Below are 13,568 nucleotides of genomic sequence, written 5' to 3'. Positions count from 1 at the left end.
AACGACTGGAACCTACATGAATAGCCTGGATAAAGCGTTGGCGTTTCAAGCGCTTCATTCGCGCAGACAACCCCTTGTCCTGCCAAACCCGTGGGACGCTGGCAGCGCAAAAATTCTGACGTCCATGGGGTTTGAGGCATTGGCGACGACCAGTGCTGGTCTGGCATTTAGCCTGGGCCGTCGGGATGCGGAAGGCGCTGTGTCGCGCGAGGAAGTACTTGCCAATGCTCAAAGCATCGTCGAAGCAACCCATTTACCTGTCAGTGCCGACCTTGAAAACGGATTTGGAGACTCACCTGAGGAGGTTTCCGAAACTATCCGCATGGCTGCTGCAATTGGTCTCGTTGGTGGTTCAATCGAAGACGCCACGGGTAACCCGCAAGCGCCAATCTACGCATTCAACCATGCGCTGGAGCGAGTTATTGCGGGTGTTGAGGCTGCACGCAGCCTGTCACTGCCTTTTGTATTTGTGGCGCGCGCTGAAAACTTCAGTGCCGGCGTACATGACCTGGACGACACCATTCGCCGACTCATTGCATTTGAGCAGGCTGGAGCCGATGTCCTCTTCGCCCCTGGTCTGCCCGATTTGAATGCTATCCAGCGGGTTTGTGAGGCGTTACAAAAACCGGTCAACGTGGTGATGGGCTTGGCAGGCTCTACGTTCACCGTGGATGAGCTTGCAGCGGTTGGCGTTCGAAGAATCAGCCTCGGTAGTTCATTGGCCCGGGCCGCACTGGGTGAGTTTATCCGCGCGGCGCAGGAGGTAAAAACCATGGGGACGTTCACTTTCGCCAGTAACGCCATCAGCTTCCAAGAGGCCAATTCGCTCATGGCCCCCGCCAGGAAATCTGACTAGGTTTGCGTTGTAATCAGGCTAGGCAGAGAACGACCCTATGCGGGTGTGCGGGCTACCGGTGTCCAGGCCTGCCCAAAGGCTGCCCTGGCTGCAGTGAATCGTGTTTCTTTGGCACAAAAAAGCTCCGTTCGATGACGGAGCTTAAAAAAGATAAGAATTAACCAAATGACTTGAACTCGTACTTGGCAACGTTCGCTCTCATGTCGTCAAGCAGGTCATGGCCTTTCCATGTGAGTGAGATCAACGTCTCAACGCCTGCAGCATCCAAGGTGTACTCCACGAACGCTTCCTTGATGATGAGCTGGAGTGCATGGGTGCCTTGTTCCTTTTTGGCGTGATCATGAATGTCCGAGCCAAGCGCTCCCTTCAGGGCATCCTCTTGAAGAACCCCTTTTCTGTTGGCCCGTTCAACTTGCTCAAGAAGCCCCTTGATGTAGTTCCAATTCCGCTTCATATTCACGTTCTCTTCTGCCATCTCAGGTCAGATGAGAATAGTCAGAGGGATGGAAAACACATACAAAAAGCCGACGCGGTGGTCGGGTTTTTCATGCCAGCCGCCGAGCGGGAACGCAATAGGCCCTCAAGCGGCCCTCTGTAGCAGCAAGCTAAAGGCTGGCATTCTTGTCGTCATTGAGGGATGACGAGGTTCCGCACGACTCTCCAGACATACTTCAGGATGTGAGGGGAGATTTTTTTGAAGCCGCTGCCCCCTGGATACCCAATTAAGCCGCTTGACGAGAATTGCCGGCCGGTCGGCATCGTTGTGGGCGCTGCAGAGTCTCTAAAAATGCCAAAAAAGAAGCCGCCAACAGACACCGCCACAGCAACCGCTGCTGACATTGAAAGATCCATTCAGGCACTGAACAAAATGGCTGAACGCCTTTGGGGGGATGGCCGCGAGGCCGAGGCGAAAGCCCTCCTCGATGCCTTGGATGCGTTAAACCGGGCGCTGGATCGGATCAGGATTGGCGAAAGCCGCAGGGCTGTGACGCTGCACTAAGGAAATAAGCGTTAAACCGGTTTCCACAGACGCCCCAGCAACGGGCAACTACCAAACGAAGTAAACCCGTCTTCACGGGCTTTTCACTGCCCTGTCATCCGCTCGTAACACCGTCAGAACACAATGGGGTCAGCCAAAGGGATTTGGCCCCGTCTACAGAGAGCCTGGCCAAGCGCCGGGCTTTTTTGTGCCTGCTACGTTTCCTTCGAAACGGAGGAAACACCATGCCAGACGATCCAATCCCCGCCCTTCTCTAACGCCTCAATCGACGCCATCACCCCTGCCATGGTTGCCCAGTACAGAAAGCCCTCAAAATGAGAAAGTTTGGGACTGCCCTCTAAAAGTTTTGGGACTATCGGTTTTCCAGCCCACAACGAAAAAGCCCCGCAGGAGGACTTACAGGAAGGACCTTGAAATATGGACAACCCCATCTTGCAGACAGTTAATTGTCTGACCCACTTATTGAACGTACAGGTACCGGTTTGCGTACAGCATTGGACAGAACCAGCGAGGTTGTGACTGAACCATGGACAGCCAGCGCATCGACTATGGACTCCAAGTCAGCGGGTTGAGAAAACGCGCAGCGAACGATGAAGCAATCCTCCCCGGTGATCCTGTCTGCTTCTAAGACTTCAGGTATATCGTTAAATAAATCCAGGTAATGTTTGATGTGCTGATGGGTTGTGCGAACGCGTAGGATTGCTTGCAGACCTAGTCCTACCTTACGCAAATTTATTCGAGCGCAATAACCTTCTATGACACCAGCAGCTTCAAGCTTCTGGACTCGCTCGCTCATAGCTGGCTGCGAAAGCCCAATGCGTTTACCCAACGATGCCAGACTTTGCCGTGCATTTTTTTGTAGAGCCTCCAGAATCTGCAGGTCTTTGCTATCAAGCCCCATGCGCCCTCCCCGCAGAATAATCCGATGAGTCATCGGTCAAAGGTACTTCATTTCAAATGACTTGCCATCCAAGGTCGATGCCTCATTCGCTACATTTTGCGGACACCACTTCCGAGAAACAAGAAATGACACCTTCAATATTGCTTCTACCAGGCATTGGCAATTCCGGACCAGGGCATTGGCAAACAATATGGGCCAACAGCGATACCTCTATGGAGTGTATCGAGGGGCAAGATTGGAAGCGCCCCGTTTGCGCAAAATGGGTCGATAATCTGGAGGCTGCTATTCGCCGAACTGGACCTAACACGGTGTTGGTAGCCCATAGTCTCGGCTGCTTGCAGGTTGCCCATTGGGCGCAGAGTAGACACACAGCGATCCGAGCCGCCTTGCTGGTTGCCGTACCTGACCCTGATCGCCCCACTTTTCCAAACAAGGCGCTGGGGTTTAGTCCGTTAGAGCTGAAGCGTTTCGCATTCCCTAGTGTTGTTGTCGCAAGTACCAACGACCCCTATGCAGATACAGACTTCAGCTTGCGATGTGCTGATGCCTGGGGCAGCCGTCTGGTGAACATCGGAGACCAAGGACATATCAGTTCGGCCAATGGGTTCGGTGATTGGCCTCAAGGTAGAGCATTGTTGAAAGAGCTTCTTGCAACCTCGACTCAGCCCTTAGACGATGTGCTTTAAAGAGCGAGGCTCAACGAACACGCATGAGCGAGTCCGCGAGCATCTTGAGATGCTGACAGACAATGCCGATGTCATTACCCGGCTTACGATTGACTTGGTTACCGGGTGTAAGCCAGAGGAAGAAGCTGACCCGAAGCGGTTATAGACTGTCTGGCATATACCATGTGTAAAATTTGTTTTGCCAATATTCAAAGGAATGATCGAATGATTACTTGTCACGTCAGGTACGTAATTGACCCTTACGTCTTCTTGGAAGTGGAGGGGCGAAAAACAGCCTGGGCCTGCTGCTTGAGCGAATCATGCGCAGGACCAGCGAGCACCTTTCGCCGTTCTTCATTGTCAACGAGCACGGCAAGCGTATGAGCTGGCCTATGTTGCGCAACCGGTGGGCAGACGCCCGTGAGGCCGCCAAGGTGAAGGCCGAGGTCGAGAAGAAGCCGGACCTCGCCAACCGGATCGCCCAGTTCCAGTTCCGCGATATCCGACCGAAGGCAGCGTCGGAGATCAACGATCTGAGCGATGCGAGCGTGCTGCTGGGACACTCGATGGAAGGCATTACCGAGCGCGTTTACCGCCGGGTCGGCGCCATCGCCAAGCCCTCGAAGTAGGAAAGTTTCGGAACTCCGCCCTCAAAGTTTCGGAACTCTTGGCTTTCCGCACCACAACGAAAAAGCCCCGCAGACGTTAATCTGCGGGGCTTTCAAATATGGAGGCCGAGGTCGGAATCGAACCGGCGTAGACGGATTTGCAATCCGATCGTAAAAACTAACAAATTCAATAGGTTACAGATAAATTCATTCCGCATCACTGGTTGTTCAGCACCTCTGTAAGCCGCTGAATACGCGGGCACTGAATTTAGTTGCGGAACGGATTTTCACCCCCTCAAATCTAGTCACTTCTGCTTTCAAAAGCGAGGTTACGCTTGGCTGGTCTGTCGAGGCGCCGGCATTTTTGCCTGAAGCTATAGAGCCCTTCAGCATCGCACCCGGACGCATCGACACACCAATGATGGATTGGGCATGCTCTTGACCTAGACCGCGGATTACGGGGCCTACAGCGTAGCACTAATGCATCAGTACCATTTTGGTACCACGCATCTTCAGAAAAGTTTGCATTCCTCTCAGGGCCGGCGGATTGACACCACAGGCACCTGCATTCTCTACTCTCCACACCAAGCTCAACCATGGAAGACCCACAGTGCACAAAATTGATGAAATAATCATATTAGACAAAGAAAGCCCAATGCGCACTAGCCTCAAAGAAATCAATAAAATTGGCATTGTCATCGATAATGAACTCGGCGGATACATCTTGGCTTGTAGCAAAGCACTTTCCGCAATTTTATCCTGCATAGACAAAGCAAGGTTATCAATTTCATTTCTAGACATTAATCATCTGGAAGTCATTGCCACCGAAGATCGTTCGAGAGGCGACTACATAGAGCTCCTAGTAGAGAACACCATCATCAGAGTTCAATCAATTTATGATAGAACCCTCATATTCACCAACAAACTACTTGACCTCGGGATCAGTAATGACTCTATAAACCATAACCTATTAGTAACCAATGAAAAGGTTAAGGGATATGGGTTAGACACCAAGCTAAAAGAGATAAACAAAGCTTGCAAAGAGTATAGAACAATAAGAAACACCGTAATTCACCACGACAGATATTCTGAAGAAGAACTAGACCGACTTGCTCTCGCTATGAAAGCCGACCATTTGTCTAGACAAATCTCAGGTGAACCGTTTGTAGACGCAGACACCTTGAAGGAATTCACTGACGCCTATCTAACATTCAAACGTGAGGTTTTGAGCGAATATCTAGAAATTATTGAAAAGCGAATCCACGCTCTCTATGACACAGCAATTCCAATCTATATTCATTACAAAGATAAAATGCGCACACCTGATAATTAACCGACTCCACCCCTTGAAATATGTTGTTGCTCCTCTAGGAACAGAAAAAAGCGCCAACGCCCCATAGTAGGGGGTTGAGCGCCTTTTTCATTCGGGTATCAGCATAAGAATAAATTGGCATCGCTGGGCGAATCTCCGTCCCATTTTGTAGTACAGCCCGCCCCGGCCCATGGAGGCCGAGCCTGTCCTTGCAGTGATCATACCCCGGCCAGGGTTAGGGATTTGAACCCGCCCGTATCGGTGTCTAGACCGCTCTAGGCCAAGGTTTACTGGTCACTTGGCTTGTGTCCGTGCGGCGATACGGCCCGTGGCTGCCCCGTATTTGCCCTAAATTGCCGTAAACCATCGGTTGCAAACTAGAGGTTGATGCCTCCAAGCTCCGTGCTGCCTCATCGCGCGCCAGGCACCTGCATAGTTAATCTGTGCCGCGACTTCCCATTTCTGGCTTGGGGCTTGCCTCATTCAGATAGCCGCTACCCCCATGCGGCATCCAAGCTTATGATAGGTCGACTTGGGATTCAGGACTCGGGGAAGTATTGTTCCCGGCCCATCTCAAGGACCATATTTATGCCTACCTTTACTGATGGATCAGAAATATTATGCCTCGATACTCAAAACTAGCGCCGTTCAACATTGAAGAAAAGCTAGTGCTTGCCAAGCAAGCATGTATATTTTTCTCCCCCATGCAACACGAAAAAATGTGCATAACCATCGGCCGGACTCCTAACGGTAAGATAATACCATTCTCAGTGTACGATTTTCTTCAGCACCTAAAATCAGAACTTAACATACCTGAGCCACTACAATATCAATATAGAATCAAAAATCTTCTTGACTCCATGGAGCAAGCAGGGATACTGAATGCAATCGGGCAAAGCAACTTCGTCACAGCACCTAACAATTATTACTTCTTGAAAGAATTCACTGAGCTAGAAAAGAAGGGTTATTTATGGCTAGCACCAGCCTTAGGCCCGGAATTCCTAATATATCACTACAAGAAATCCCTTGTTCATATTCTAGGCTTTACCAAAGACGGCGACGAACACGCGGGCACAGGCCTTCTTCTTGACGAAACCACTATCCTTACTTGCGCTCATGTTATCACCGACATGAAGCCATACGGCACTCAGATCGTTCAGGGTGTTGAGCGTTCAATTGAACGGACCATTGCTCATCACAGTATAGACGTCGGAATTATAAAACTTACAAAAGGCGAGTGCCGGCCAGATCCTGCGATTACTTTTAGAAACCCAACCTCCGCCGAGAGAGTCTACACATTGGGATTCCCACGAATTCCGCTCTCGCGCGATCCCGCTCTTATCATTCAGAGCGGAGAGGTTGCATGTGAGTATATAAGAACCATCCATAATGACGAGGTATTTTTATACTCGGCTATTGCACGCCCTGGAAACAGCGGAGGTCCAATCATTTCTAGCTCTGGGCACATAGTAGGCATAGTTACTCACGACCTTTCATACAAGGACTGCGACGACGCTCCTTTCTATGCAGGAATACCAACCTCAATTATCGCCAAAGCCCTATCAGAGATAGCACCAGACATCGTACTTCCGATCGAGGATTATGAGTAAGAATCCGCTTTAACAGTGGATACCTGCACATACCCCGATTGTGCTGGAGTATTAACGATAAAAGGCGCCAAAACCCAATAAAATAAGGACTTTGGCGCCTTTTTGCATATGTGCAAATGCACATAAATTGGCGCGAATTGACATAGGTTGGCATTCAGTTCGCCCCATTTTAGCCTCATCGATCACGCCTTAGGTACAGCTCACTCGCCAAAGCTGATCAAGCCGTGTTGTGTAATTCCGACTCATCATCTCCCGACGCATCCCCCAGTCAGGGTCCACCGGCACGCTTGCAGATCGAAGCGTTCCCCTACCCCATCGTTCGTTGATCTGGTCGAGCACCGCCATCACCCGACTTGCTTCAGCGGGCTGAGCCGCAGCGAACAGGTCGTCTGTATATTGGCCACGCTGGCTGAGGTTCATCAGCAGCACCTCAGCCTTGCTGTAATTGAAGCCAGGACGGAACACGTGCTCAAGCGCGTTGACCGCAGCCTTCGTCAGCAACCGTAAATCGTCAGTCGGGTACGGCAACTCGACGAGCACCCCGTTGGCGTACTTGGCCTCCTCAGGGTTGAACATTCCGGTGCGAATGCTCACCCTGATCCTCTTGCATACAGAGCCTTGCGCCCGCAGCTTTTCCGAAGCGCGCATCATGTAGGTGGCCACCGCCTCTTTGATTGGCGCCAATGCCTGCAGGCGCTTGCCGAACATTCGGCTGCAGCAGATCTCCTGCTTTGGCGGATCGGGCTCATCGAGCTCCAGGCAAGGAGTACCGGCCAGCTCACGAGCGGTCTTCTCGACTACCACGCTGAACTTTTTGCGCAGCATCCACGGATCGGCCTTGGCCAGATCCATAGCAGTCTTGATGCCCATGCCTTCAAAATGAGCGCTCAAGCGACGGCCGACACCCCAGACCTCCGATACCGCCGTGTTCCTCAGTACCCAATCACGCTTAAAGGGATCGCAGATGTTAACCACGCCACCAGTCTGGGCCTGCAGGCGCTTGGCCGTATGGTTCGCCAGCTTGGCCAGGGTCTTGGTGCCAGCAATACCGACGCCGACCGGAATGCCAGTGCAACGCAGCACCTGGCTGCGAATGCGCCGGCCGAGCTGGTCCAGATCAGCCATGCCGGTCAGATCGGCGAACGCTTCGTCGATGCTGTAGACCTCGACAGCCGGAACCATGGATTCGATCAGGGTCATGACCCGCTCACTCATATCGCCATACAGGGCGTAGTTCGACGAGAACGCCACGATGCCATGCTGCTTGAGCTTGTGTTTGATCTGGAAATACGGCTCACCCATCTTCACGAAGGGCTTCGCGTCGTAGCTGCGCGCAATGACACAGCCGTCGTTGTTGCTCAGCACGACAATCGGCACCTTGGCCAGGTCCGGGCGAAACACCCTCTCGCACGATGCGTAGAACGAGTTGCAATCGATCAATGCAAACACGGGCGCTTTAGACATGGCTGCGCACGCTGCCGGTGATAACGCCCCAGATCGACAGCTCGTCCCCTTCTAGAACGTAGCGCGGCGGGTATTTAGGGTTTTCGGACAGCAGGATCACGTCTTTGCCTCGGATGCACAGCCGCTTGCACACCGGGTCGTTGTTCAGCAACGCAACAACAATATGCCCGTGCGCAGGCTCAAGCGAGCGGTCGACCACCGCAAGGTCTCCATCAAAGATCCCAGCGCCCTGCATGCTCTCACCTGTGATGGATACCAGGTACACATGAGGTGCCCGGATGTTGAGCACTTCATCCAGGGAGATGTGCGCCTCAATGTGATCAGCCGCTGGCGAGGGAAAACCAGCTGGCACCTGGAACAGGCACAGGGGCAGCTTCAGACCGCCCTCGGCGATTGGGCCTATGATGGAATAGCTCATGACGCACGACTCCAAAAAATACTGTACGAATATACAGTTAACGTTTTACGAGCCTTGCGGTCAATTTTTATGTGGGAGATTTCTGATAGGCGGGAGTCAAAATGTGCGGAAGGTTGAGCCAGTACCACGGTATCCACGACTTCGTGGACGCCCTGAGCATGCCCTACCCGCTAGTGAACAGCATTGGGGACCAGCCGCTGGAACGCTACAACGTCGCGCCAACGACGCGGGTAGCCCTGCTGCGACTGGCAGAAGAGAAGCTGCACGCGGATCTCGTGCGCTGGGGATGGCGGCCACACTGGGCCGAGGATCGAGCAGCACCAATCAATGCCCGAGTGGAGAAGGTTGCACATAGCCCGTTCTTTCGGGCGATCTGGCCGCACAGGGCTATCGCTCCAATCGACAACTGGTTTGAGTGGGTAGATGAAGGCGGGCCGAAAAAGCAGCCGTACCTGATCCGGCGCCGCGATGGGCGCCCAGCGCTATGCGCCGCAATCGGCCAGTTCAGCGCGGACCTAGGCCTACCCAACTCTGAACCCAATGATCACGACGGTTTCGTGATCATCACCGCCGACGCGGCCGGCGGGATGGTCGATGTACACGACAGACGCCCGGTTGTTCTGGCCCCGAAGCTGGCCCGCGAGTGGCTGAATCCAGCAACACCCAAGGAGCAGGCCGAACAGATGGCCCTGAACTTCGGCGAATCCCCTGACGTGTTCGAGTGGTACCGCGTGGATCCAGCCATAGGCAATGTGCGCAATCAAGGGCCGAGCTTGGTGCTCCCTATGTCGTGAAACGCTCACTAGGCATCGAATAGCCAAAACATCAGGTCCTAAGTCGAGAGCATCAAAACAGCCCTCCCAGCTCAGCCGGTGCCCAGTTCATGATCACCAGCTCACCCGTTACCTCAGCCTTGCCCTGCCGCTGGTTCGCGGTGGTATAGCAGATGTCCAAAGTCGCGAAATGGAAGCCCTCGAAAACACGCCGGATGTCAGGGTGGTCATTGATGCTCACCATCACCTTGCCCTTGCAGCACCGCATGAACGCGGCCATGCGCTCGTAGTTCTCGAAGGGGAAATCGAGGCCATACCCAGCGGTCTGCCAGTACGGCGGGTCCATGTAATGGAACGTGTGTGCCCGGTCGTAGCGCTCGGCGCATTCCAACCAGGGCAGGTTTTCGACGTAGGTACCGGCGAGGCGCTGCCAGGCAGCGGAAAGGTTTTCCTCGATGCGCAGCAGGTTGATGACCGGGCCGGTTGGCGAGGTCGTCAGCCCGACAAAATAGGCCCAGTTGCGGAAACGATTGTGAAAAGTGCGGAAATGATCGGCTTTCCGCACCACAACGAAAAAGCCCCGCAGACGTTAATCTGCGGGGCTTTCAAATATGGAGGCCGAGGTCGGAATCGAACCGGCGTAGACGGATTTGCAATCCGGAGCATAACCACTTTGCTACTCGGCCTCAAATGTCCGAAGCTGCTATCGCTGCTTCAAACTCGCTTCAACTCTTTGTTATCTAAAGAGTTTTTGCTGACTCCCTGTGGAGTGAGCGGGATTATGTACTCGTTTTTTGACCTTGGCAACCCCTTGTTCACATTTTTTCTTCTAAGCGCGCTAACCGGGTGCCTGAACACTGTCGCGGGCATAGCCTGCCGAGGCTTCTGGTGCAGCAGGTGCCAACCGCACCGTGTTTCGACCGGAGGCTTTGGCCTCATAGAGGGCGACATCGGCCCTGGCAATCAGGTTCGCCGTGCTGTCGCCTGGCTCGGGAGTGCCGCACCACACGCCGGCACTGAAGCACACCGGGATACTCAGCCCATCGACCACCGCCGGTGCCCTCGCCAATGACATACGCAGTGCATCGAGAACGGCCAGCGCGCCCTCGGCATCGGTGGACGGCAGCAGCACGAGGAATTCCTCGCCGCCGTAACGGCCAATGATGTCGGCATGACGCAGGCGTTTCTTCAAGTGCCGCGCACAATGGACAAGCACCGAGTCACCGACAAGGTGACCATAAACATCATTGATCTGCTTGAAGTGGTCGATGTCGATCATCGCCACCGCCAAGTCGGCCCTGGTCAGATACGCGCGCTCCAGGTCGTCCGAAAACCGCTCCAGGATCGCCCGTCGATTGAGCATGCCGGTCAATACATCACGATGGGCCATGTGCTGCAGCTTCGACTCACTGCGTTCCTTAGAAAGCAACACCAGGCCGAGTGAGTACATCATCACCGTCGCCGTCCCGATACTCACGGAAATGGTTTGCGTCAGGTTGCTGACGTTATATTGCATCTCGGCTGCGCCACCGAGCAGGATCGCCACCACACGCATGCCCAGGCCGATCAGGCTGATGCTCCCGCCGATAATCAGCAACACCTGCGCCCTGCCCCCGGGCTCGCTGTACCGGTAAGCCAGACAAACAATCAACAGGCATTGCAGGATCAGCACCAGCGATGCCGCCAACATGCGCAGTTCCAGGGTGTCGATCAGCAGCGCCATCGACACCAGCATGACTAGCGGCAGGCTGAACACGCGAAGCCAGGGCACCGTCAGGTCACGAATCCGGAAGATGCTGATGGCGTAGTAACCCAGTGCAATCGACAACAAGGTGTTGGCCACGCCATAGGTGAGCCACAAAGGGCCGTGCCCGTAGAGGGTGTAGCAGACATAGGCAGCCGCATGGGCAAGCAAGCCGACCCCGGTGGTCAATACACCGTCACGCTGGTTGTACTGGGCCACGAGAATCAAGCAGAACGCCATGATGGTTGCCACAAGGGCAACGGAGGCAAACAACGTTGGCGTATGCGCGACCATGGCAGCTCACTGCGTCCTTGAGGTGGGGATACCGCATAAGCGCCAGAGCTTGCGCTTACACCGCCATGCTGGCAAGTCTTGCCGGCGTCATGCTACTCAGGGTCGAAGGCTGGCCGCCAGTGAGCAGCCTCAAGCACAGCCTCTATCCACGCCTCTCAGGGGCATTTACCGGCGAGGGGTGAAAGACAGCGGCAGGCCCTGGCAATCATCGAACAGGCGGCCCTGGTGCCAGGCCAACTGTCCCGAAACCAGGGTGGTGGCCACACGGTGATGAAATGCTCGACCGCTGAACGGCGTCCATTGGCAATGGGCAAGCAACGGATCGAGGTCGACGGCGCGCGGCTGCGCCAGGCGCTCGATCAGCACCAAGTCCGCCCAGTAGCCTTCGCGCAGGTAACCCCGCTCCGAAATCGCGAACAACTCAGCGACGGCATGGCTGGTCTTTTCCACCAGACGTGTCAGCGGCAATAGGCCTTGCTCAACCAGTTCCAGCAGCGCTGGCAACGCGTGCTGCACCAAAGGCAGGCCGGACGGTGCCTGACTGTAAGGCACGCTTTTCTCCTCAAGGGTGTGCGGGGCATGGTCGGTGCCGATCACGTCCAGGCGATTGCCCAACAAGGCCTGGCGCAAGGCATCGCGGTCCGCCTGGGACTTGATCGCGGGGTTACACTTGATGCGGTTGCCCAACGCTGGATAGTCACGGTCGTCGAACACCAGGTGATGCACACAGACTTCGGCGCTGATGTGCTTTTCAGCCTGCGGTTTGTCCTCGAACAGTGCCAGCTCACGGGCGCTGCTCAGGTGCAGCACGTGCAGCCGCGTACCAAAACGCCGCGCCAGCTCCACCGCCAGGCTTGATGAGCGAAAACAGGCCTCGACATTGCGAATCTGCGGGTGCAGCGCGGGGCTGATAAGGTCACCGTAGCGCGCGCGAAACTGTGCTTCATTGGCAAGAATCGACGGCGTGTGCTCGCAATGGGCCAACAGCACGGTCGGCACACAGGCGAACAGCCGCTCCAGCAGCAACGGGTCATCGACCAGCATGTCGCCGGTAGACGCGCCCATGAACACCTTCACCCCCGCCACCTCGCGCGGGTCAAGACGGGCTACCGTCTCAAGGTTGTCCTTGCTGACGCCAAAGTGAAAGCCGTAGTTGGCCACCGAACTGCGCGCAGCGCGGGACTTCTTGTCGGCCAGCGCGTTCAGGTCCAGCGTTGCCGGGCGGGTATTGGGCATGTCCATGTAGCTGGTGATACCACCGGCCACGGCGGCGCGTGACTCGCTGGCGATGCTGGCCTTGTGCGGTGCGCCAGGTTCGCGAAAATGCACTTGGTCGTCGATCATGCCGGGCAGCAACCATTGCCCGGCGGCGTCGATTTCCACACTGGCGTTGCGCCCCTGAATGCTGCCCGCGATCTTTTCGATACGGCCATGGGCAACCAGCAGGTCAGCGTCGACGATGCGCCCTTCATTGACCAAGCGGGCATTACGGATCAGCACACTGCTCACGGCTGACCTCCCGGCGCACCCTGTACCTCGATCTGCTGACCGCAAATCACATTGTAAAAACAGCTTGGGCGCCCGGTATGGCAGGCAGGCCCGTGCTGCTCCACCTGCAGCAGGATGGCATCGCCATCGCAGTCCAGACGCGCTTCGATCAATTGCTGGACATGCCCGGACGTATCGCCCTTGCGCCACAGCTGATGACGACTACGCGACCAGTAACTCACCCGCCCGGTGGCCAGGGTTTGCTCCAATGCCGTACGGTTCATCCAGGCCAGCATCAGCACCTGGCCCGTGTCATGCTGCTGTGCAATGGCCGCAATCAAGCCCTGCTCATTCCAGGGAAGGGCATCGAGTGCTTGTGAAAGGGGGTAACGAAAGCCCGCCGGGGCCTTCTCCAACGCGAGAAGCGACATGCTG

Annotated in this window: 14 protein-coding genes, 1 tRNA gene and 1 pseudogene; 7 read left to right on the top strand and 9 right to left on the bottom strand. The window is 55.0% G+C overall.

Annotation, left to right across the window (positions count from 1 at the left end):
• The first annotated feature begins 16 nt into the window (after positions 1–16).
• Entirely contained in the window at positions 17–856 is an 840-nt protein-coding gene (locus CYD26_RS05945) for an oxaloacetate decarboxylase (protein WP_102052085.1), read from the top strand.
• A 157-nt stretch (positions 857–1,013) separates the two neighbouring features.
• Here the strand turns inward: CYD26_RS05945 and CYD26_RS05940 are convergent, their stop codons facing one another.
• Positions 1,014–1,331 carry a DUF2513 domain-containing protein gene (locus CYD26_RS05940; RefSeq protein ID WP_102052084.1) on the bottom strand — a complete coding sequence of 106 codons (318 nt, stop codon included), beginning with the start codon at positions 1,329–1,331 and terminating at the stop codon, positions 1,014–1,016.
• A gap of 312 nt (positions 1,332–1,643) precedes the next feature.
• Between CYD26_RS05940 and CYD26_RS05935 the strand changes: the two genes are divergently transcribed.
• Positions 1,644–1,856 (top strand): hypothetical protein, encoded by a 213-nt coding sequence (locus tag CYD26_RS05935; RefSeq protein ID WP_102052148.1) that lies wholly within the window; start codon positions 1,644–1,646, stop codon positions 1,854–1,856.
• Between the two features lie 442 nt (positions 1,857–2,298).
• Here the strand turns inward: CYD26_RS05935 and CYD26_RS05930 are convergent, their stop codons facing one another.
• Positions 2,299–2,757, bottom strand: coding sequence for an Lrp/AsnC family transcriptional regulator (locus CYD26_RS05930; protein ID WP_099776646.1), 459 nt, complete (start codon positions 2,755–2,757; stop codon positions 2,299–2,301).
• 56 nt (positions 2,758–2,813) lie between these two features.
• Here CYD26_RS05930 and CYD26_RS05925 point away from each other — a divergent pair, with 56 nt between their 5' ends.
• From CYD26_RS05925 to CYD26_RS05910, 4 genes are all read left to right on the top strand, one after another.
• Complete coding sequence (locus CYD26_RS05925) at positions 2,814–3,443, top strand: alpha/beta hydrolase (RefSeq protein ID WP_330523713.1); 630 nt, start codon at positions 2,814–2,816, stop codon at positions 3,441–3,443.
• A 299-nt stretch (positions 3,444–3,742) separates the two neighbouring features.
• A complete protein-coding gene (locus CYD26_RS05920) occupies positions 3,743–4,051 on the top strand; it encodes a hypothetical protein (protein WP_256587963.1) in 309 nt (102 codons plus the stop codon).
• Between the two features lie 589 nt (positions 4,052–4,640).
• Positions 4,641–5,363: a Cthe_2314 family HEPN domain-containing protein gene (locus CYD26_RS05915; RefSeq protein ID WP_145991784.1), complete on the top strand. Its 723-nt coding sequence runs from the start codon at positions 4,641–4,643 to the stop codon at positions 5,361–5,363.
• Positions 5,364–5,962: 599 nt separating this feature from the next.
• The gene (locus CYD26_RS05910; protein WP_102052082.1) at positions 5,963–6,952 is read left to right on the top strand and encodes a serine protease; all 990 of its coding nucleotides are present in this window, start codon (positions 5,963–5,965) and stop codon (positions 6,950–6,952) included.
• 189 nt (positions 6,953–7,141) lie between these two features.
• Here CYD26_RS05910 and umuC read toward each other — a convergent pair whose 3' ends face one another.
• Positions 7,142–8,416 (bottom strand): translesion error-prone DNA polymerase V subunit UmuC, encoded by a 1,275-nt coding sequence (gene umuC, locus CYD26_RS05905; protein WP_102052081.1) that lies wholly within the window; start codon positions 8,414–8,416, stop codon positions 7,142–7,144.
• Complete coding sequence (locus CYD26_RS05900; protein WP_102052080.1) at positions 8,409–8,834, bottom strand: LexA family transcriptional regulator; 426 nt, start codon at positions 8,832–8,834, stop codon at positions 8,409–8,411. The genes umuC and CYD26_RS05900 overlap by 8 nt, the downstream gene beginning before the upstream one ends.
• Positions 8,835–8,935: 101 nt before the next feature.
• Here CYD26_RS05900 and CYD26_RS05895 point away from each other — a divergent pair, with 101 nt between their 5' ends.
• On the top strand, positions 8,936–9,628 hold the full coding sequence (locus tag CYD26_RS05895; RefSeq protein WP_102052079.1) for an SOS response-associated peptidase family protein: 693 nt from the start codon (positions 8,936–8,938) through the stop codon (positions 9,626–9,628).
• Positions 9,629–9,680: 52 nt separating this feature from the next.
• On the opposite strand, the pseudogene CYD26_RS05890 reads toward CYD26_RS05895, so the two are convergent.
• The 5 genes and pseudogenes from CYD26_RS05890 to hisI all read right to left on the bottom strand — a co-directional run.
• Positions 9,681–10,100: pseudogene (locus CYD26_RS05890) on the bottom strand (DNA adenine methylase); the annotation flags it as partial.
• A 119-nt stretch (positions 10,101–10,219) separates the two neighbouring features.
• A tRNA-Cys gene (locus CYD26_RS05885) sits at positions 10,220–10,293 on the bottom strand.
• 152 nt (positions 10,294–10,445) lie between these two features.
• Positions 10,446–11,645, bottom strand: a complete 1,200-nt coding sequence (locus CYD26_RS05880; RefSeq protein ID WP_102052078.1) for a GGDEF domain-containing protein — start codon at positions 11,643–11,645, stop codon at positions 10,446–10,448.
• Between the two features lie 165 nt (positions 11,646–11,810).
• Positions 11,811–13,154: a dihydroorotase gene (locus tag CYD26_RS05875; RefSeq protein ID WP_102052077.1), complete on the bottom strand. Its 1,344-nt coding sequence runs from the start codon at positions 13,152–13,154 to the stop codon at positions 11,811–11,813.
• Entirely contained in the window at positions 13,151–13,564 is a 414-nt protein-coding gene (gene hisI, locus CYD26_RS05870; protein ID WP_065757747.1) for a phosphoribosyl-AMP cyclohydrolase, read from the bottom strand. Before hisI ends, CYD26_RS05875 begins: the two co-directional genes overlap by 4 nt.
• Between the last annotated feature and the right edge of the window lie 4 nt (positions 13,565–13,568).

The sequence above is a fragment of the Pseudomonas sp. FFUP_PS_473 genome (assembly GCF_002858665.1).
GTDB classification, from domain to species: domain Bacteria; phylum Pseudomonadota; class Gammaproteobacteria; order Pseudomonadales; family Pseudomonadaceae; genus Aquipseudomonas; species Aquipseudomonas defluvii.
Note: the sequence above shows the minus strand (reverse complement) of the source record. Positions and strands in the feature narration are given on the sequence as shown.